Annotated in this window: 16 protein-coding genes; 4 read left to right on the forward strand and 12 right to left on the reverse strand. The window is 74.3% G+C overall.

The annotated features are described in order from the left end of the window. Positions 1-32: 32 nt before the first annotated feature. From rpsI to BJP25_RS24140, 8 genes are all read right to left on the reverse strand, one after another. Positions 33-635 carry a 30S ribosomal protein S9 gene (rpsI, locus tag BJP25_RS24105; RefSeq protein WP_233158235.1) on the reverse strand — a complete coding sequence of 201 codons (603 nt, stop codon included), beginning with the start codon at positions 633-635 and terminating at the stop codon, positions 33-35. Next, on the reverse strand, positions 632-1,075 hold the full coding sequence (gene rplM, locus BJP25_RS24110) for a 50S ribosomal protein L13 (RefSeq protein ID WP_075977270.1): 444 nt from the start codon (positions 1,073-1,075) through the stop codon (positions 632-634). Before rplM ends, rpsI begins: the two co-directional genes overlap by 4 nt. A 392-nt stretch (positions 1,076-1,467) precedes the next feature. Further along, entirely contained in the window at positions 1,468-1,761 is a 294-nt protein-coding gene (locus BJP25_RS24115) for a WXG100 family type VII secretion target (protein ID WP_075977271.1), read from the reverse strand. A gap of 81 nt (positions 1,762-1,842) precedes the next feature. Further along, entirely contained in the window at positions 1,843-2,154 is a 312-nt protein-coding gene (locus BJP25_RS24120; RefSeq protein ID WP_075977272.1) for a WXG100 family type VII secretion target, read from the reverse strand. A gap of 237 nt (positions 2,155-2,391) precedes the next feature. Then, positions 2,392-2,904, reverse strand: coding sequence for a hypothetical protein (locus BJP25_RS24125; protein WP_075977273.1), 513 nt, complete (start codon positions 2,902-2,904; stop codon positions 2,392-2,394). Positions 2,905-2,914: 10 nt separating this feature from the next. Then, positions 2,915-4,777 (reverse strand): type VII secretion-associated protein, encoded by a 1,863-nt coding sequence (locus BJP25_RS24130; RefSeq protein WP_075977274.1) that lies wholly within the window; start codon positions 4,775-4,777, stop codon positions 2,915-2,917. 211 nt (positions 4,778-4,988) lie between these two features. Then, positions 4,989-8,984, reverse strand: a complete 3,996-nt coding sequence (gene eccCa, locus BJP25_RS24135; protein ID WP_075977275.1) for a type VII secretion protein EccCa — start codon at positions 8,982-8,984, stop codon at positions 4,989-4,991. Between the two features lie 77 nt (positions 8,985-9,061). Then, complete coding sequence (locus tag BJP25_RS24140) at positions 9,062-9,751, reverse strand: hypothetical protein (RefSeq protein WP_143219278.1); 690 nt, start codon at positions 9,749-9,751, stop codon at positions 9,062-9,064. A 192-nt stretch (positions 9,752-9,943) separates the two neighbouring features. Here BJP25_RS24140 and eccD point away from each other — a divergent pair, with 192 nt between their 5' ends. Together eccD and mycP are read left to right on the forward strand one after the other, a co-directional pair. Next, entirely contained in the window at positions 9,944-11,341 is a 1,398-nt protein-coding gene (eccD, locus tag BJP25_RS24145; protein ID WP_075977277.1) for a type VII secretion integral membrane protein EccD, read from the forward strand. Beyond that, entirely contained in the window at positions 11,338-12,816 is a 1,479-nt protein-coding gene (mycP, locus tag BJP25_RS24150; protein WP_075977278.1) for a type VII secretion-associated serine protease mycosin, read from the forward strand. The genes eccD and mycP overlap by 4 nt, the downstream gene beginning before the upstream one ends. A gap of 77 nt (positions 12,817-12,893) precedes the next feature. On the opposite strand, the gene BJP25_RS24155 is transcribed toward mycP, so the two are convergent. The 3 genes from BJP25_RS24155 to eccB all read right to left on the reverse strand — a co-directional run bounded on the left by BJP25_RS24155 (position 12,894) and on the right by eccB (position 16,243). Continuing rightward, positions 12,894-14,171, reverse strand: coding sequence for a WXG100 family type VII secretion target (locus BJP25_RS24155; protein ID WP_084794445.1), 1,278 nt, complete (start codon positions 14,169-14,171; stop codon positions 12,894-12,896). 13 nt (positions 14,172-14,184) lie between these two features. Further along, on the reverse strand, positions 14,185-14,502 hold the full coding sequence (locus BJP25_RS24160; RefSeq protein WP_075977279.1) for a type VII secretion target: 318 nt from the start codon (positions 14,500-14,502) through the stop codon (positions 14,185-14,187). A 106-nt stretch (positions 14,503-14,608) separates the two neighbouring features. Beyond that, positions 14,609-16,243, reverse strand: a complete 1,635-nt coding sequence (gene eccB / locus BJP25_RS24165; protein WP_075977280.1) for a type VII secretion protein EccB — start codon at positions 16,241-16,243, stop codon at positions 14,609-14,611. A gap of 433 nt (positions 16,244-16,676) precedes the next feature. Between eccB and eccE the strand changes: the two genes are divergently transcribed. Then, complete coding sequence (gene eccE, locus BJP25_RS24170; RefSeq protein ID WP_075977281.1) at positions 16,677-17,864, forward strand: type VII secretion protein EccE; 1,188 nt, start codon at positions 16,677-16,679, stop codon at positions 17,862-17,864. Continuing rightward, positions 17,861-18,592, forward strand: coding sequence for a hypothetical protein (locus tag BJP25_RS24175; RefSeq protein WP_075977282.1), 732 nt, complete (start codon positions 17,861-17,863; stop codon positions 18,590-18,592). Before eccE ends, BJP25_RS24175 begins: the two co-directional genes overlap by 4 nt. Here the strand turns inward: BJP25_RS24175 and BJP25_RS24180 are convergent. After that, entirely contained in the window at positions 18,589-19,269 is a 681-nt protein-coding gene (locus tag BJP25_RS24180; protein WP_075977283.1) for a DUF3592 domain-containing protein, read from the reverse strand. The genes BJP25_RS24175 and BJP25_RS24180 overlap by 4 nt on opposite strands. Positions 19,270-19,277: the final 8 nt, after the last annotated feature.

Here is a 19,277-nt window from a genome sequence, read left to right on the forward strand (position 1 = left end):
TGCCTGCCGCTCCTTCCGGGTGAAGCCCTGGGTCAGCGCTTGCTGTACTGGGGCGCCTTGCGGGCCTTCTTCAGGCCGTACTTCTTGCGCTCCTTGGCCCGCGGGTCGCGGGTGAGGAAGCCTGCCTTCTTCAGCGTCGGGCGGTCCTCGGCGTCGAGCTCGATGAGCGCGCGCGCGATCGCCAGGCGCAGCGCACCGGCCTGGCCGGTGATGCCGCCGCCGTGCAGGTTGGCGCGGATGTCGAACGACTCCGGCTTCTCGGTGATCACCAGCGGCTCGCGGATGAGCTGCTGGTGCACCTTGTTCGGGAAGTACTCCTCCAGCGAGCGGCCGTTCAGGGTGAACTGGCCGGAGCCGGGGGTGATCCGCACGCGGACGATCGCCTGCTTGCGGCGGCCGACGGTCTGCGCGGACTCGGCGCCCAGGCGCGGCAGGACCGGCGCGGGCTCGTCGGCGGCGTCGTAGCCGTCGGCGTCCACCGCGCCGTCGGCGTCGTCCGCCGCGTACTCGGTGGCCTCGGCCTCGACGGCCTCGGGGGCGTCGGTGGCCTCGGCGGCGTCGGTGGTCTCGGCCTCGGGGGTCTCGTCGACCTCAGGGGCCTCGACGGCCTCGGGGGTCACGGCGTCCTCGCTCACTTGGCGACCTTCGCAATCTCGAACGGCTTGGGCTGCTGGGCGGCGTGCGGGTGCTCCGGGCCTGCGTAGACCTTGAGCTTCTTGCCCTGCGCGCGGCCGAGCTTGTTCTTGGGGAGCATGCCCTTGACGACCTTCTCGAGCAGCCGGTCGGGGCGGGTGTCCAGCAGCTCGCCGAAGGACCGCTTGCGCAGACCGCCCGGGTAACCGCTGTGCCGGTAGGCGAACGCGGTGTCCCGCTTGGTGCCGGTGAGCACGACCTTCTCGGCGTTGACGATGACGACGAAGTCGCCGGTGTCCACGTGCGGTGCGAAGGTGGGCTTGTGCTTGCCGCGGAGCAGGTTCGCGACCTGCGTGGCGAGACGGCCGAGCACCACGTCCTCGGCATCGATCACGTGCCAGGCGCGCTCGACCTCGCCGGGCTTAGGGCTGTACGTGGGCACGGGTCTACCTCATCGTCAACTTGCGTCATGGGTGCCTGTGCGGGCCTCACCCCCGGGCAGGATCAGGCCTGCTCAGGGGCGCGCAACGCCACTCGACCCAGCTTCGTCCAGTCGAGCTTCACGCCCCGCGCCGCACAACAACGAAAGAAGATACCCGGTCGCCCCGAGGGGGTCAAAACCGCCCCCCGCGACGGCCTCCCGGGGCCGGTGGATCGGGGTGCGACCCGCCGTGGCGGGCCGCCCGCGCGACCGCGTGGCGGCGGGCCCGGGCACCGGGCGCGGGGTGTGGTGGAAAACACCCCCGGACGCGCGAAACCCGAGCGGGTCCCGGTGCACCGGGTCCCGCTCGGGTCAAGGCGTGGACGACCTACCGCCTCAGCGGCGGGGGGCGGTCAGCCCCACTTCGAGGCGTTGGCCTTCTCGGTGGCCTCGTAGTTCTCGCCCGACTGCTGCACGGCCACGGCGATGGAGCTCAGGACCTGCTTGAGCTCGTCGTAGGCCTTGTCCCACTCGGCCTGCTTGGCCTGCCACGCCTCGGAGGCGGCACCGGTGTAGCCGGCGGCCAGCGGGGCCAGGCGGGCCTTGAGGTCGCCCAGCAGGGTCTCCAGCTGGCCGGAGGTGGAGGCGAGCGACGCCGAGGCGTTCGCGACCTCCGCGAAGTTGACGCTGATCATGTCGCCGTTCATTGGGGTTCTCCCTTGGGGAAGGTCTGCGGTGTCACTGCGGGGTACTGCGAATCAGCTGCGAAGAGCCGGGGCGAGCGGAGCTCAGCCACCCAGGACGTTGGTGATGTTCGACAGCGAGGAGGAGGACTCCTCCTCCTGCTGGACGTACGCCGCGTTCGACTGCTTCAGCTGCTCGGAGATGGCCTGCAGGGCGTCGTGCAGCTTCGCCGCGTCGGTGTTGTAGCGCTCCATCAGCGTGGCGAAGGCGCGCGCCGCGGCACCCTTCCAGTTGTCGTGCAGCGGGGCGAGGGCGCCACCGAGGGACTTGAGCGCGTTCTGGCTCTCCTCGTTGACGTTGTCGACGTCGACGGCGGCCTTGGCCATCTCTTCGGGCGTGATTCCGTAACCGGACATTGGGAGAACCCCCTGGTGGGTAGTGGGTCGTACGCCTTCTTCGTTCGTACGCCGCTTACGACGAGAACCCTGCCAGGTTCGGTTCCGCTCGTGCCGCAGTTGCCGGGAGGTAGTTGCTCCCGTAAACGCAGGACCGGGGAACCCGCAGGTCACAGCCGGTTCACCGGGCGCGGGGCGGTCCGCGCGGACTTCACCAACGCGAAGCCGCCGTGTGCGTTCGCGACGCTGCGGCGCAGGTCAGCCGCCTTCGAGCAGGATCTGCTGGTCGGCGAAGTAGCCGTCGTCGTCCTCCGGCGGGCGCCGGTCGGGCTTGGGCCCGCGCCGGGGCGGGCGCTGCTCGGCCACCGGCTCGGCGGCGGGCTCCGGCCGGGCGGGCAGCGGCTCGTCGCGCTCGATGACGACCGGCTCGTGCTCGGCGTCCGGGTCCTCCACCGGCACCGGCGGCGGGGGCGGCGGGGCGGGCTTGTCGGCCACCAGTTCGGCCGCGGGTGGGTACTCCTCGACCGGCAGCCCCCGCTCCCGGCGGAACCGCGCCGCCCGCTCGCGCGTGGCGGGGTCGGTCAGCTCACCGGGGTCGACCTTGAGCCTGCCGTCGCGGGCCTGGGCGGCCAGGGTGCTGTTGTCCCGGAGGAACTGGCCCAGCTTGTCCTTGGCCTCGGCCGACGCGCGGTGGGCCCGGGTGACCGCGGCGGACACCTCGGACTTGAACCGGGCGACCGACTCGGCGAAGCCCTCGTTGGGCGCGTTCATCCCGCTCCTCCTACCCGGTGACCACCATCGACCGCACGACCGCCTCGCACGCCCGCCCGACCCGGTCCGCGCCCCCGTCGGTGTGCTGGCAGCCGACGCTGACCTGCGAGGTGCCCTGGAACAGGACGTACCAGTCGACGGTAGCGCCTCGGTCGTCCAGGCGTTCGCGATAGCGCACAACGTCGCGGCCCGCGTAGGTCGCGGGCTCGGTGAACCCCGAGAAGCTGTCCCCGCCGGACTCGTAGTCCGCGCGCAGCTTCTGCACCGCCCGGCCCCGGTCGGCGCTGCTGTCGAAGCTGAGCCGCCGCTCCTGCACCAGCACCAGGTCGGCGCCGTCGGTGGCGTCGGCGGGCTTGATCTCGGTCCGCAGCAGCTGCGCGTCGCCGCCGGTCTGGGTCCACCCGTCGGGCAGGGAGAACCGGTACTCGTACTGCGCGATCACCCGCCCGGGGTCGGCGGGCGGCTGGTCCTGGCGCCCGAGCAGCACGACGACCCCCACGGCGACCGCCGCGGCCAGCACCGCGGCGCCGATCCCGACGAGCACCCCGACCCGCTTGCGCCCGGACCGCGCCGGGGCCCCGGCGGGCGGGGTCGGGAACCGCCCGCCCGGGGGCGGGGCGCCGGCGCCGGACCACGGGTCGCCGGGGCCCGCCTGCCGCGCGGGGGCGGCGCCGGGCCAGGGGTCGCCCAGGGGCCTGCCCTGGGCGGCCGGGCCCGCTGGGGGCGAGGGGCGGCCCGCGGGGTGCTGGGCGGCGGCCGGGGCGCCCCGGGTGGTGCCCTGCGGGGCACGGGCGACCGCGGGCGCGGGGCGCTCAGGACCCGCGGGGACCGCGCGCAGGGCACCGCGGGCGACGACGGTCTCAGGCTGGTCGAGGGTCACCGGGACGACCCCGGTGCGGTCGGCCACCCGCCGGGCGACCAGGGGGATGCGGCTGGAGCCGCCGACCAGGAACACCGCCGCCAGCTCCGCCGGTGCCAGGCCCGCGTCGGCGACCGCCGCGGCGACCATGCCCGCGGCCCGGCTGACCGGCTCGTCGATCAGCCGCTCCAGGTCGTCGCGGGTGACGTGCGCGTCGGGGAACGGCGCGGGCAGCGGGACGTCGGCGTAGGTGTGCCGCGACAGCGTCTCCTTGGCCCCGCGCACGTCCTGGCGCAGCACCCGCCTGCGCCGCCGCTCGGCCAGGTCGCGGCCCTCCACCAGGTCGCGCCAGGCCCGCGGGTGCCCGGCGTGCGCGCCGATGTGCTCCAGCAGCAGCTGGTCGACGTCCGCCCCGCCGAACGACGGGTCGCCCCGGGTCGCGAGCACCGCGTGCGCGGGCGGCCGGGACCGCACCACGCCCACGTCGACCGTCCCGCCGCCGAGGTCGAGCACCGCGATCGCCCGCTCCGGCGGCCCGGGGGAGGTCGCCGCGTGGAACACCGCCGCGGCCACCGGCTCCGGCACCAGCACCACCCGGTCGGCCAACCCGGCGGCGGCCGAGCGCAGCACCTGGGTCCGGCGCACCCCCCAGTCGGCGGGGTGGGTGAGCACCAGCTGGTCCACCGGCGCGCCCCCGGCCACCCGCCGCGCCTCCCCCACCGCCCTGGCCAGCACCGCGTGGAAGGCCGCGCGCACCGGCACCACGGTGTCGCCCAGCAGCAGCTCCGGCTCGTCCACCCGCCGCTTCGGGTGCGGCTCGAACCGGGACGGGTCCAGCGCCGCCTGCCGCTCGGCCTCCTGCCCCACGAACAGCGTGCCGTCCTGCCCGGCGTAGACGGCCGAGCTCAGCAGCGGCTGCCCGTCCACCACCACGACCTGCGGCTCCCGGCCCCCCACCGCCACCGCCACGCAGGTGCTGGAGGTGCCGAAGTCCACCGCAACGCGCAGAGCCACGACCCGCCTCCCCCTCGGTGCCTGCCAGCCACCCTACGACGGATGCGCGGCGCCGCGACTCGTGCGGACGGGGGGTGCTGGGTGCTGCCGCGCCGGGGGACTTGGGTGGTGGGCCCGTTTGGGTGGGTGGTCGCCTTGTGGGAAAGGCCGAAATGGGGGACGGGGAGGGGTGGCTGCTGGGCAGCCGACCCCTCCCCGTCCTCGGTGGTGCTTATTCGGGGTTGATCCAGGCGATCTGCATGAGGGCCTGGCCGACCTTGCGGCTGACGAGGGTGCCGCGGCCGGGGGGCAGGGCGCTGGGCTTGACGGTGCCGAGGAGGGCGCCCTCGTCCTTGTTGCCGGAGCCGACCATGCCGGGGGAGGCGATTTCGCGGAGCTTGCCCAGGACGGGGTCGAACATCGCGCGGGCGGCGCCGCCGGTGCGGCGGACGGCGACGACGTGCAGGCCGACGTCCTTGGCCTGGGGGAGGAACTCGGCGAGGGGGGCCAGGGGGTTGTTGCCCTGGGTGGCGACGAGGTCGTAGTCGTCGACGATGAGGAAGAGCTCGGGGCCCTTCCACCAGGAGCGGTTCTTGAGCTGCTCCTGGGTGACGTCGGGGCCGGGGAGGCGCTTGAGCATGGAGCCCTTGACGTCCTTGACCATGTCGCCGAGCTGGTTGGACGAGACCGCGTAGCCCAGCAGGTGGTCGGTGTCGACGAAGCCGAGCATGGTGCGGCGGTAGTCGACCAGGATGATGACCGCTTCCTTGGGGGTGTAGCGGGTCATGATGCCGCGGACCACCGTGCGCAGCAGGTTCGTCTTGCCGGACTCGCCGTCGGCGAAGGCGAAGAAGTGCGGGTCGGCGTCGAAGTCCAGGTAGACCGGGGCCAGCTCGTTCTCGTCCACGCCGATCGGCACCAGCCGGGTGTCCTTGCGGGTGTCCTGGGCCAGCAGGTCCTCGTAGGCCATCAGCTCGGGCAGCAGGCGGACCTTCGGCGCGTGCCTGCCGCGCCAGCCCTGGTTGATCCTGGCCACCGCGTCCTGCACGCCCGCGGCGACGTCCTGGTCGTTGGACGAGCCGTCGATGCGCGGCAGGCCCACCAGGAAGTGCAGCTTGTCGCGGGACAGGCCGCGGCCGGGGCGGCCCGCGGGGACGTTGACCGCGACGCGGCGGTCCACGTCGGACTCGCTGGGGTCACCCAGGCGCAGCTCGAACCGGGTGCCCAGCAGGTCCTTGAGCGCGGGCCGGATCTCCGCCCACCGGTTCGCCGCCACGACCACGTGGATGCCGAACGACAGGCCCTGCGCGGCCAGGTTGACGACCTGCATCTCCAGCGCCTCGAACTCCTGGCGGAAGTTCAGCCAGCCGTCGACGAGCAGGAACACGTCGCCGAACGGGTCGTCGCGCAGCTGCCCCGCGCGCTTGCGGTTGCGGTAGTCGGCCATCGAGTCGATGCCCAGGTCGCGGAAGCGCTGCTCGCGGTCGGTCACCAGGCTGGTCACCTCGGCGACCATGCGGCGGGCCTTGTCCGGGTCGAGCCTGCCAGCCACCCCGCCGACGTGCGGCAGGTTCTCCAGCGAGGCGAGCGTGCCGCCACCGAGGTCGAGGCAGTAGAACTGCACCTCCTCGGGGGTGTGCGTGAGCGCCATCGACATGATCAGCGTGCGCAGCAGCATCGACTTGCCCGACTGCGGGCCGCCCGCGATGGCCGCGTGGCCCGCTGCGCCGGAGAAGTCGGCCATCAGCAGGTCGCGGCGCTGCTCGTAGGGCTTGTCGATGATGCCCAGCGGCACCACCAGCCGCCCGTTGTGGTAGTACCCGACCGGCGACAGGCCCCGGTCCTCGGTGGGCTGGAGCGGGGGGAACAGGGTGTCCAGCGAGTTGGGCTCGTTCAGCGGCGGCAGCCACACCTCGTGCGCGGGCGGGCCCTGGCCCACCAGCCGCTGCACGATGACGTCGAGCTCGGAGGCCTCGGTGGGCGTGTCCGGCTTCTTCTCCTCCACCACCGGGGCGGCGGCGGGCACCTCCGGCTCCACGGGGACCTCGACGTAGTCCGGGACGAACAGCTTCGCCCGGCGGTCGCCGGTCACCGGGGCAGAGGGCCCCGCGGCCTGCATGCCCGCGGGCCGGTAGGCGCCGGAGACGTAGGCGGCCTTGAACCGGTGCATCGTCGAGGTGTCGAACTTGAGGTACCCCGAGCCCGGGATGGACGGCAGCTCGAAGGCGTCCGGCACGCCGATGGCCGCGCGGGACTCCGCGGCGGAGAAGGTCTTGAGGCCGATGCGGTAGGACAGGTGCGAGTCCAGGCCGCGCAGCTTGCCCTCCTCCAGCCGCTGCGAGGCGAGCAGCATGTGCATCTGCAGCGACCGGCCCAGGCGGCCGATGGCGACGAACAGGTCGATGAAGTCCGGCTTGGCGCTGAGCAGCTCGGAGAACTCGTCGACGACGATGAACAGCGCGGGCAGCGGGTCGAGGTCGGCGCCGTTCTCGCGGGCCTTCTCGTACTCCCACACGTTCTTGAAGTTGCCGCCGTTCTTCAGCGCCTCCTGGCGCCGGTTCATCTCCCCGGCCAGCGCGTCCTTCATGCGGTCGACCAGGGTCAGGTCGCCCTGCAGGTTGGTGATGACGGCGGCGACGTGCGGGGCGCTGTCGAGGCCGAGGAAGGTCGCGCCACCCTTGAAGTCGACCAGGATGAAGTTCAGCGTGGTCGAGGAGTGCGTGGCCAGCATGCCCAGCACCAGGGTGCGCAGGAACTCCGACTTGCCGGACCCGGTCGCGCCGATGCACAGCCCGTGCGGGCCCATGCCCTCCATCGCCGCTTCCTTGATGTCGAGCTCGACCGGCTGGCCGAACTCGCCGACGCCGAAGGGCACCCGGTAGCGGTCGCGCACCGGGCGCGGGCGCCAGGCCTGGGCCACGTCGAAGGTCATCGGGTCGCCGGGGATGCCCAGCAGCTCCAGCAGCGTCGGGTTGGACAGCAGCGGCTCCTCGTCGCCGGAGTCCGCGGCCGCCGCGCCCAGCCGGTAGGGCGAGAGCTTGCGGGCCAGCGCCTCGGCCTCGGCCACCGAGAGCCGGTCGGGGGAGGCGAACCACTCCACGCCGGAGGCGCTGCGCGCGCCGAGCCGGTCGCCCTCGACGACCAGCCGCAGGCCGCGGCGGGCGGTGAGGTTGCCCAGGCACTCCGACAGGTCCACCAGGGTGACCCCGACCAGGCCCTCCTCCAGGATGACCTGCTCCTCGCGGGTGACCTCGCCGTCGTCGACGACGATCACCACGTGCGGCTGGTCGGGCTGCGGCGGGGCGTTGCGGGTGAACCGCTGCCGGTCGCGCAGCTCGTCGTCGAGCCACTCCTCGACCTGGGCCAGCGAGCTGGCCATCATGCGCAGCTGGCCGATGCCGTCGAGCAGGGTGGGGTGCTGGGTGTGCGGCAGCCACTTGGCCCACTCCCACTCCGCCTTGGCCTTGCCCGAGGTGACCACGGCGACCAGCACGTCGTCGGGGGTGTGGAAGGTGACCAGCTGGGCGATGAGCGCGCGGGCCAGGGCGCGGGCGCGGTCCTTGTCGCCCGCGATGCCCACCGCGGCGAAGCCGCGCACGGCGACCTGGATGGGCAGCTCGGGCACGATCGAGTGCGCGCGCACGAACCGGCGCAGCGCCAGGGTGGCGATCGGCTCCAGCTCGTCGACCGGGCCGGTCTGCGGCGGGACGAGCCGGGTGGCCAGCCGCTGCGAGCCCCGGCCCGCGCGCAGGTGGCAGAAGTCCGGGTCGGCCTGGCGGCGCTCCCACATCCGGCGGCTGGTGGCGATCGACCACAGCGCCTGCGGGTCGGGGTGGGTCCACTCCAGCGACGCGCGCTGCTCCAGCGAGGCCTCGCGGGCGCGGTCGCGCATCTGGCCGAGGTAGCGCAGGTAGTCCTTGCGGTCCTCGTTCATCTCGGCCTTCTTCTGGCCGCCGCCCCGACCGCCCATGCCCCCGGCCATCATGCCGACCGTCGACATCAGGAACATGCCGCCGAAGAGCAGGGAGCTCGGGTTGCGGCCCCCCACCACGAACATGAAGACCATCATCCCGACCGAGGCCACGATCATGACCGCGGGCAGCATCTTGAGCATGATGTTGCCCGGGATGACCCTGGGCACCTCGGGCGGCGGCTCCAGGTGGACCTCGCCCCCGGGCTGCCGGGGCGCGGCCAGGCGGGGCGACCGCTTGAACTGCAGCGTGCTCACCGGGTGGACACCTTCTTCGAGTCGAGAACTGCGGGGGCTGGCCAGCCGGGCCGGTCGGGCCAGTCCTGGCTGAGAAGCTACCGAACCGGGCGGTCGGACCCGGTCGGTTCGGTGGAGTTGGCCGCGGGCAGCGACCCGATGAGGGCCACCACCACGACCGCGCCCAGCGCGACGGGCACCACGCCGCCGCCGGACACCGCGAGGAAGTACACGACGGCCACCGCCACCGCGCACACCAGCGCGCCGACGGCGAAGCGGCCAGGGCCCTCGGCGCGCCTGCCCGCCAGGAACACCGCGACCGCGATGAGCAGCAGGCTGCCGTGGACGAGCGCGCCGGGCTCGCCGCCGGTGGCGACCAACCGCCACGGCGCCACCGCGCCCGCCGCCACCGCGGCCACCGGCGGCAGCGCGGCGGCCAGCACCGGCGACCCGCCGGGGCGCACCGCCGAGCCGACCAGCAGCACCGCGGTGGCCAGCAGCATGAGCACCACCGCCAGCAGCGGCCGCAGGGTGCGCCCGCCGAGGAAGAACAGCTCCGCGGTGACCGCGACCGACGCGGACACCAGCACCAGGCCGAGCGCGACCCGGTCCGGCAGCACGTGCCCGCTGCCGGAGAGCACCAGCACGAGCACCCCGACCAGGAAGGCGACCGCGGGCAACGCGGCGGCCGGGTGCCCGTGCGCCACCACCACCAGGTACGCGCCGAGGGCGACCGAGCCCAGGACGGACAGCACCGCCACCGCGCGGTACCCGCTGCGTCCTGCCATGCGCCCACCCCCGTGCCCAGCGACCTCCCGGCGAACGCGCCCGCACCGGGGGCGGGACCCCGGCGTGCCCGTGCTCGACGACTTTCCCGGAACCGCCGCACCAGCCGATCCCGGTGCGGCCATACTAGGACCGATCCCCGCCGGACCGGTTGGCGTCCGGCGACCCTGTGGACAACCCGAGGGGACTGGCGAGTGGCAACCGGGACGACCGTGTTCAGCCGGGTGACCGTGGTCGCGCCGAGGACGCGCATCGACGTCGCGCTGCCTGCAGACGTCTCGGTGGCTGACCTGCTGCCGATGCTGCTGGAGATGGCCAAGGAGACGACCACCGACGGTGGCGCGCGGCACGGCGGCTGGTGCCTGGCCAAGCTCGGTGACGCGCCGCTGGACCCCAGCCGCACGCTGGGCTCGCTGGGCGTGGTCGACGGCGACATGCTCCAGCTGCGCAAGCGCTCGGAGAACCCGCCGCCGCCGCTGTACGACGACGTCGTGGACGCCATCGCCGAGTCCGCCCCGGACAGCTTCCGGCCGTGGACGAAGGAGACCGCCCACCGCATCGGGCACATCGCGGGCGCGCTGGCGCTGCTGCTCGGCGCGGTGGCGGTGCTGCTGGCGGGCCCGGTCGGCGGCGTGGCGGGCAACCTCGCCCCCGCGGTGACCGCGGGCGCGGCGGCGGTGGTGTTCGTGGCCTTGGGCGCGGTGCTGGCCAAGGGCTACCAGGCCCCGACGACCGGGGTGCTGGTCGCGGCCGCGGGCGGGCTGCCGATGGCGTTCGTCTCCGGGCTCTACATCGTCCCCGGCGAGCCGGGCCGGGCCAGCCTGCTGCTGGCCTGCGCGCTGGTGCTCATCGTGGCCTCGGCCTCGATCATGCTCATCGGCGCCGGGGTGACCACCTTCGTCGCGGCGGGCACGGCCGCGCTGCTGGGCGTCGGCGCGTTCACCGTGGCGACCCTGGTGGCCCACCCGGCCCCGGGCATCGGCGCGGGCGCGGTGGCCGTCGCGCTGGCCGCGCTGTCGGTGCTGCCCCGGCTGACCATCCAGCTGGCCAGGCTGCCGCTGCCGAACGTGCCGGGCTCGGCCGAGGACCTCAAGGAGGACACCGGCTTCCCCGACTACCGCTCCATCGAGCGGCGGGCGGGCCTGGCGCACGAGTACATGACCGGCATGATCATCGGCTGCGGGGTGGCCGCGGCGGTGGGCGCGATCGTCAGCGCCGGGTCGCCGAAGGTCTGGGGCGTGCTCCTGGGCGTGGTGGCCACCCTGGTGCTGCTGCTGCGCGCGCGCACCTACGCCAACGGCAGCCAGGCGGTCGCGCTGCTGGCGACCGGCATGCTCAGCGCCGCGGGCATCCTCGTCGGCTGGCTGATGCAGGCCGACGGCTTCGAGCGGCTGCTGTGGGTCTTCGGCGCGCTGGTGCTGCTGGCCGCGGCCGCGATGGTGCTCGGCGTGGTGTTCCCCGACCAGCGCTTCTCCCCGCCGCTGCGGCGCACGGTGGAGGTGTTCGAGGCCATCTTCATCGCGGTCGTGCTGCCGCTGGCGCTGGCCGTGATGGACCTGTACGCGACCCTGCGGCAGGTGAGCTTCGGGTGACCGGGCGCAGGACCGGCAGGCGGCTCGGCGCGCTGCTCGGCGCCGCGGCCATCGCCGCGGCGCTGCCCGCGGTGCCCGCCGCCGCGCAGCAGGCGCCCGCGACCTCGGCCCCGTCGGGCAAGCCGACCCCGGTGGAGGCGATGGCGGTGCCGCCGCCGCTGGAGCCCGGCTGGCCGGTGCCCAGGGCGACCAACCAGCCGGACGCGGCCTACGAGCTCAAGACCCCCTGCATCGCCCCGGCGGGCCAGCCGTTCGACCTGAAGAACAAGCCGTGGGGCCAGAACCAGATGCAGTTCGACGACCTGCACAAGTTCTCCCGGGGCGCGGGCGTGACCGTCGCGGTGATCGACACCGGGGTGGCGCCGCACGACTACCTGACCGTGCGCGGCGGCGGCGACTACGTGCGCACCGACGAGCAGAACGGCCTCAAGGACTGCGACGGGCACGGCACCGAGGTCGCGGGCATCATCGCCGCGCACCCGCCGGAGAACAGCGACATCGGCTTCGTCGGCATCGCCCCGGACGCGGAGATCCTGTCCATCCGCCAGTCCAGCGCCAACTACAAGGGCAAGCGGATCACCCCGGACAACCCGGACCCGCAGGAGGACAAGGCGGGCACGCTGGAGACCCTGGCGCAGTCCATCGTGGCGGCGGCCGACCAGGGCGCGAAGGTCATCAACATGTCGGTCGACAGCTGCAGGCAGGTCGCCATCAACGGCGTGAAGCTGCCGATCCAGGCCTCGGAGAAGAACCTGCAGGCCGCCCTGCGCTACGCCCACGACACGAAGGACGTCGTGCTGGTGGCCTCGGCCGGCAACTACGGCACGGACACCGCCTGCACCCAGGGCATCAACACCGGCGACCCGTCCCAGCCCAGCCACCTCATCCTGCCGCCGTGGTTCTCCGAGTACGTCATCTCGGTGGCCGCGATCCAGGACAACGGCGACCCCGCCGACTTCTCCATCCCCGGCCCCTGGGTCACCGTCGCCGCCCCCGGCACCAGGATCATCTCGCTGGACCCGACCACCCGCACCGGCCTGGTCAACCTCCAGATCGTCGACGGCAAGCCCCAGCCCATCCAGGGCACCAGCTTCGCCGCCCCCTACGTCGCGGGCCTGGCCGCGCTGATCCGCTCCGCGAAGCCGGAGCTCAAGGCCGCCCAGGTCGCCGAGCGGATCAAGACCACCGCGATCCACCCCGCCGCCCCCGGCGGCCGGGACAACCGCATCGGCTACGGGATGATCAACCCGATGGCCGCGCTCACCGCCGTCATCCCCAGCGAGCGCGGCGTGCGGCCGGACGCGGCCCTGGACATGAAGGCGGACCTGCCCGGCCCGGTCGTGCACAACTGGCTGCCCATGCAGGTCGCCGTCGTCGGCTCGGCGGGCGGGGTGCTCCTGCTGCTGCTGACCCTGTTCATCGTGCACACGGTGCGGCGGAACAAGGGCAGGCGCGAGGTCCGGGGCTCGGCCTAGACCCGCCCAGGGAACGGGCGAGCTGACGCCGTCCCCTGAGGGGGAGCGGGGCTGCGGCCCCGCCCCCGCCTGCGGCGTCAGTCGTCGCCGATGACCGCGGGGCTCGCCTTGGCGGGCTTGCCGAAGATGTCCTCGGCGTTGCCCGCCACCTTCGTCTTGGCCTTGTGCTCGTTGCCGCCGCCCTGGCCACCGGCCATGCCGCCGCCCATCGGCATCCCGCCGCCCATCATGCCGCCGCGGCCACCGCCGCCGTCGGACCCGCCCGCGGGGGCGCCCCCGACGGGCATCCCGCCCGGCTTGCCCGGCGCGGCCTCACCGATCCCGGTGGCCGCACCGCCGCTCAGCGGGGAGGCCGACACGGCAGCGCCGCCCGCACCCCCGCCGAGGCCGCCGCCACCGAAGCCACCGCCACCACCGCCGAAGCCCGAACCGCCGCCGCCGAGTCCGCTGAGGTCCGCGGCGGCAGCGGGGCTGACGGTCCCCGGTCCGGGGGCGCCGACGTCGACCGGGGGGACGTCGGGGGCCATGGACCAGTTCTCGGTGGGGAACTGGTGGGCCATGGTGATCTTGTCGAAGACCTGGGACCCGTCGATGCCCTCGCACAGCTTGACCAGGCCGTCGAGGACCTGGCGGGTGGCCTCGAACAGCTCGCGGGTCGGGTGCTTCATCTGCTCGAGGTACTGGCGGGTGCGCTCCTCGCCCGACACCGCGCCGGAGAGGGCCTGGGAGGTGACCTCGGCCATCTCCACCAGCACGTCGGCCATGTCGGTGACGATCTTGCGGATGCCGTCGGCGGTGAGGTCGAGCACCTCGCCCATGGCGATCATGGCGTCGGCCATGTCGTGCCCGGCGAGGCCGACGCGGGTGACGTAGTCGATGAAGGAGTCGGCGTCGGCGCCCTGCCAGGCGGCGTCGAGGCCGGCCAGCGGCTCGGTGAGGTTCTGCGCGACGAGCTCGCCCACCGCGCCCACCGCGCGCCAGCGGTCGGCCTCGGCGTGCAGGTCGCTCCACCGGCCGACGACCGGGGCGAAGTACTCCTGCACCGGGTCCGGCACGCCGAGCTCGGCGCAGACCTGGCTGAGGAAGTCCAGGTACTGCGACACCTCGGACTGGATCTGCTGGCCGTCCGGGCCGCCCTCGGCCTGGCTGGGCCGCGGGCTGGGGGCGCCGACGGGCAGGTACGGCGAGGGCAGCCCCGGGGCGGCCGAGGCCAGCGCGGGCTCGCCCGCGGTCGGCGCGGGCGCGCCGGACATCACCGCGGAGGGGGCGGCCACGTCGTCGTCGAGGACACCGCTGATGGGCCTGGGCTGCCAGCCGCCCAGGTCACCGGAGAAGCCGGGTTCGCGCGTGCGCATGGGGGCTCCCTGTTCAGGCCTGGCCGCTGCGGTTGAGGGAGACGACGCCGTCGTCGTCGGAGGTCTGGTACTTCTCGGCGACCTGGCCCAGGCTGGCGGAGGCGGACTTGAGCGCCTCGACGCCCCTGGCCAGCTGCGTGCGCAGCGCGTCGGCCGCGCGCAGGTAGGACTCGGTGACCCGCACCTGGTTGCCCAGCGCGCCGAACGACTCGGCGGTCAGCGGCGCCTGCTGGAGCGTCGTCGAGCAGGACGCCAGCACCTCCGACGCGTCCCCGACGCTCTTGGCGTACTGCCCGACCCACGTCGGGTCGACCCTGATGGACTCGGCCACGGGCGCACCTCCTCGCTCGACGTCACCGGCGGTCCCCCGACTGTGACGGTAGCCGCCCGCCGGTGGTTCCCGGGACCCCCGATCAGCCGCCGCGCGGCGGCCCCGATCAGCCCCCGCCACCCTGCCCGGTGACGGTGTTGCTCCCACCGCCCGCGGTGCTCGGGAACTGCCCGGACTCCACCGGCACGGTGTCGTAGGTCTGGAGCACGTCGGTCGTGTTGAGCGACGCGCCGTCCGGCAGCAGCTGCACGATGCTGACCGGCGCGGGCAGCTGGTCGTTGAGGCCCAGCGCGGCGGCCGTGCGGGCGTCGCGCACCCCGTACTTCACGCCGCGGTCGGAGATCAGGTAGATCGGGCCGGTCTGGAAGTTGTCCCGGTTCGTCGACCCGCGCACGACCGCGGCGCGGCCGGGGGGCATGTAGAACGACGAGATCCGGGTGCCGGTGGTGCCCGCGGTGCTGATCGGCACCACCGCCGGGCTGCCGTCGCGGTTCTTGCGGTCGATCGGCAGCGCCTTGCCGACGTGCACCTTGGTCTGCTGGTCGGCGTCCTGGCCGCTGCCGACCAGGCCCCAGCCCAGGCAGGCGACCGGGAAGTTCACCGGGGTCAGCACCTCGGGCACCACCGCGGGGAAGGACTTGTCGTCGAAGGCGGGCGGGTTCACCGGCTGCGGCAGGTCGTCCGGGGACACCGAGTCGATCCGCGCGCCGCCCGCGGTGCGGGTGAACCGGATGAGGTCGGCGGTGGTCTTCTTGATCTGCTGCACGCCGCCCTTGAGCACCACGTAGTAGTCGATGCCGCCGGTGCCCGCGCGCTCGACCTGCACCACCTGGCCGACGGTGAACTGCCCGACCTGCTGGCCGGAGTCGGGGATGTTCGGGGCGCGCAGGTCGGCCACCGCCGGGATCGCGTTGAGCAGGCCCGGGGTGATGTTGCGGGTGATGTTCGGGGTGTTGAGGTTCAGCGCCGAGCGGGTGGCGCTGTTGGTCATGTCCACCAGCGCGCGCACGGTGCTGGCGTTGGGCAGGTTCGCCGTGGCGGGCGTGCGGTAGACCAGGTAGGTGCGGTTGTCCTGGGTGTCCTTGACCAGCAGCGACTCGTTCTCCGCCAGCTCCGGGCCGAGGTCGGCCACCCCGCCGATGACGGTGGTCTGGATCTTGTCCTCGTTCGCGCTCGCCTTGAGCGAGGGGTCGATCTGGTAGGCGTCGCAGACCGCCCAGTTCGCGCTGATCCGCTGGTCGGGACCGGGCAGCAGCTGCGGGCCGTCCTGGATGCCGGTCAGCCGCTCGCGCGGGATGTCGACGAGCTTGTCGTCGGGCACGACCTCGGGCTGCTGGGCCTCGCCCGCGCCGGAGGCGTCGGTGTTCGAGGCCTGCTGCTGGTTGCCGCCGGAGGTGCTGCGGGCCAGCAGCAGCAGCCGGGCGGAGGCCAGGTTGAAGGTCGGGATGAGCACGTCGCCCTTGACCGGGTCCTGCCACTTGACGTAGACGGCGCCGGAGGGCTTGCCGATGACGATGCCGGTCTTGTCCGGGGCCGTGGGCGAGGGGCTGAGCAGGCCGAAGACGAGGAAGCCGACGCAGGCGATGGCGGCGATGCAGATGCCGACCACGGTGGCGCGCGAGTGGGTGCGCATGGGGTCGTGCAGCATCACCGCGTCCTTGCGGACCAGCGCGGACTGCATCCGGCGCAGCACGAAGCGGTACGCCTGGACTTGGGACTTCGTTGTGGGTGTTGATGGCATTCTCGGCCTGCTGCTCTCCCCGTCGCGGTACCGTTCCGCAGGATAGCCGCACGGGTGCGGCCGCAGGCGGGTCTTGGGCCAAGCCGCGGGAAACCCACCCGTCCGCCGCGGCGGGCGAGCACGCAGTCGAGGGGAAGAGACCGATCGGATGTCCGTGACGACGCCACCACGACAGGGCAGGCCACCAGGACCCCCCGGGCCGCCGCGCCCCGGCGGACCGGGCGGCGGGCCCGGTGGACCCGGCCGCCCCGGTGGCCCCGGCGGTCCCGGCCCCGGCGGGCCAGGTGGACCGGGTGGACCCGGCGGTCCGGGTGGACCCGGTGGCCCAGGCGGTCCCGGCAGGCCCCCCGGCCCGCCCCCGGCACCCGAGCCGCCCCGCGCCAGGGTCGCCGCGCGCAGGCGCACCCGCGGCGCGAGCCTGGGCTCGCTGCCGGTGGCGAACCTGGTGGTGCTGGAGGTCGGCGTCGCCATCGGCCTGCTGCTGCTGGCCATCGACCTCGACCTGCTCTACGTCGCGATCGGCGTGGCCGTGGTGGCCCTGGTCGTGGCGGCGCTGCGCTGGCGCGGCCGCTGGTTCACCCAGTGGATCGGGCTCACCACCCGCTACACCTTCCGCTCGCACGCGCGCACCACCCGGCCCGCCGACACCGCGACCATGGAGGAGCAGCTCGCCGAGGACGGCGCGCCCTCGGTGACCGGCCCGGACGACGCGCGGGTGGCGCTGCTGCGGCTGGCCGTGCCGGACCTGGTGGTCGCGCACGGGCAGGACCACGAGCGCAAGCCGGTGGGCCTGGCCTGGCACGAGGGCACCTGGACCGCGGTGCTGCTGGTCGACCCGGCGCCCGCGCTGGTCTCCGCCGTGGGCTCCACGCCGAGCCTGCCGCTGGGCGCGCTGGCGCCGTGCCTGGAGGACCGGGGCGTGGTGCTCGACGCCATCCAGGTCATCTGGCACTGCTACCCCGGCAGCGTCGCGCTGCCCGCGAACTCCCCCGCGCTGGGCTCCTACCTGGAGGTGCTGGGCCCGCTGCCCGCCGCCGCCCGGCGCACCACCTGGGTCGCGGTCCGGCTGGACCCGGCCCGCTGCCCGGCGGCCGTGCGCGAGCGCGGCGGCGGCGTCGTCGGCGCGCACCGGGCGCTGATCGGCGCGCTCTCGCGGGTGCGCAACGCGCTGGAGTCGCGCGGGGTCAGCACCCGCCCGCTGGACCCCGACGAGCTGCTGCGCGCGGGCATCTCCGCGGCCGAGCTGACCGGCGTCGCGGGCTCGAACACCCGCGTCGGCCTGCGCGAGCGGTGGACCGGGGTGACCGCGGCGGGCATCGGCCACGCCAGCTACGCGATCACCGGCTGGCCCCAGGGCAAGGTCGCGACCAGCCTCAACGCGCTCACCGGGGTGCGCGCGCTGTCGGCGACGGTGGCCATGACGATCTCGCCGGGCACCGACGAGGGCCAGGTGGGCCTGCGCGGCCTGGTCCGGGTCAGCGCCCGCACCCCCGACGAGCTCGCGCTGGCCGACGACCGGCTGACCGCGATCTCCGACCGCATCGGCATCACCTTGACCCCGCTGCGCGGCCTGCAGGTGGCAGGCCTGGCGGCGACGCTGCCGCTGGGAGGCAGGGCATGAGCGGTTCCAGCAGGCTCCTGGACACCCAGGGCAGCGCGGCCAGCATCGCGCCGGAGTTCCTGGTCTCCCCGGACATGCTCGACGCGGTGAGCCCCTCGGGCGACCGGGGCGGCATGGTGCTCGGCTCCGGCCTGCAGGGCGAGCCGCTGACCATCTCGGCGCTGCGCCCGGCGCCCACCCGCATCGTGCTGGTGGGCGGGCTCTACCTGGCCCGCCAGGTGGCGCTGCGGGCGATGGCGGTCGGCGCGTGGGTCGTGGTGGCCACCGGCCGCCCGGCGGCCTGGCAGGTGCTGCAGAAGGCCGCGGGCGAGGGTCCCAACGGCCAGCCCGCGCCCCTGGTGCAGATCCGGCGGCTGAGCCCGGTGGAGCTGCCGCGCCCGTCGGAGGACGGCCCCCTGCTGGTGGTGCACGACGGCGGCCCCACCCCGCAGGAGCTGTTCCCCCCGCGCACCCCGTGGCAGACCACCGTCTACGTGCTGCCCTACATGCACCCGCAGGCCGGGGCCACGGCCAACGCCGCCGACCTGGTGCTGCTCCAGCGGCTGCCGGTGGGCCAGGCGCAGCTGGCGGCCCGGATCTGGCACCTGCCGCCGCGGATGGTGCAGGAGCTGACCAGCCTGGCCGACGACCAGATCGTCGCCCTCGGCCGCAACCTGTGGAAGCCGCTGCGCCTGGTGACGACCCCGAAGGAGCAGCAGATCCTGGGCCCGGTCCGCCGCGGCGACTAGCGCGGCGGGCGACCTGCCTCGACGGCCATGAGGATGCGGTCGGGGTGGGCGTCGAGGACGTAGAGCCAGCGCTTGCCCCAGGCCCGCTGCACCGCGACCTCGCCCCTGGTGAAGCCCGCGGGGAGCGGGAAGCGCAGCCGCAGGCCGTCCAGCCGGGTGCCGTCCCGCAGGTCGACGCGCAGGCCGTGGGGGCCGAGGGCGGTCGCTGTGCCGCGCAGCCACTCACCGCGCTCCACCCGCCGGTTGTGGACGGACAGGACCGCGAAGACCAGCAGCAGGAGACCGGTGAAGCCCGCGCCGGTGGTCGTGAACACCAGCAGCCTGCCGTGCAGGGACGCGTCGAGCGGGGTGGCCGTCGTGGGGTCCTCGGGGTCGTAGTAGACCTCGATGGCGCTGCCCACGGCGCCCCGCGTGCGGCTCAGGTTGGCCGTCCAGGTGCGCCCGCCCGCCTCGAAGCGGACGTCCGCCGTGCTGCTGTTGCGGCCGGGGTGGGTGGCGGTGATCGTCGCCGTCGCGCGCTGCTTGCGGGCGTCGAAGCCGTTCTGGTCGGTCCAGCCCCAGATGGTCGCGCCCAGGGTGACCGCGAACAGGAGCCCGACCGCGGCGAAGGCGCGGTAGCGGCGCGGGCCCTCCCGGCGGAAGCGGCGGAAGGCGGGGTCAGCGGGTCGGTTGTCCACCCCGGTAC

It is taken from the genome of Actinokineospora bangkokensis, from assembly GCF_001940455.1.
In the GTDB taxonomy this organism is placed as follows: Bacteria; Actinomycetota; Actinomycetes; order Mycobacteriales; family Pseudonocardiaceae; genus Actinokineospora; species Actinokineospora bangkokensis.

Excerpts from the sequence above, each read along its gene's own strand:
- BJP25_RS24115 (WP_075977271.1), bottom strand. The coding sequence starts at position 1,761 with ATGAACGGCGACATGATCAGCGTCAACTTCGCGGAGGTCGCGAACGCC.
- BJP25_RS24175 (WP_075977282.1), top strand. The coding sequence starts at position 17,861 with ATGAGCGGTTCCAGCAGGCTCCTGGACACCCAGGGCAGCGCGGCCAGC.
- BJP25_RS24125 (WP_075977273.1), bottom strand. The coding sequence starts at position 2,904 with ATGAACGCGCCCAACGAGGGCTTCGCCGAGTCGGTCGCCCGGTTCAAG.
- BJP25_RS24140 (WP_143219278.1), bottom strand. The coding sequence starts at position 9,751 with ATGGCAGGACGCAGCGGGTACCGCGCGGTGGCGGTGCTGTCCGTCCTG.
- BJP25_RS24155 (WP_084794445.1), bottom strand. The coding sequence starts at position 14,171 with ATGCGCACGCGCGAACCCGGCTTCTCCGGTGACCTGGGCGGCTGGCAG.
- eccB (WP_075977280.1), bottom strand. The coding sequence starts at position 16,243 with ATGCCATCAACACCCACAACGAAGTCCCAAGTCCAGGCGTACCGCTTC.
- BJP25_RS24120 (WP_075977272.1), bottom strand. The coding sequence starts at position 2,154 with ATGTCCGGTTACGGAATCACGCCCGAAGAGATGGCCAAGGCCGCCGTC.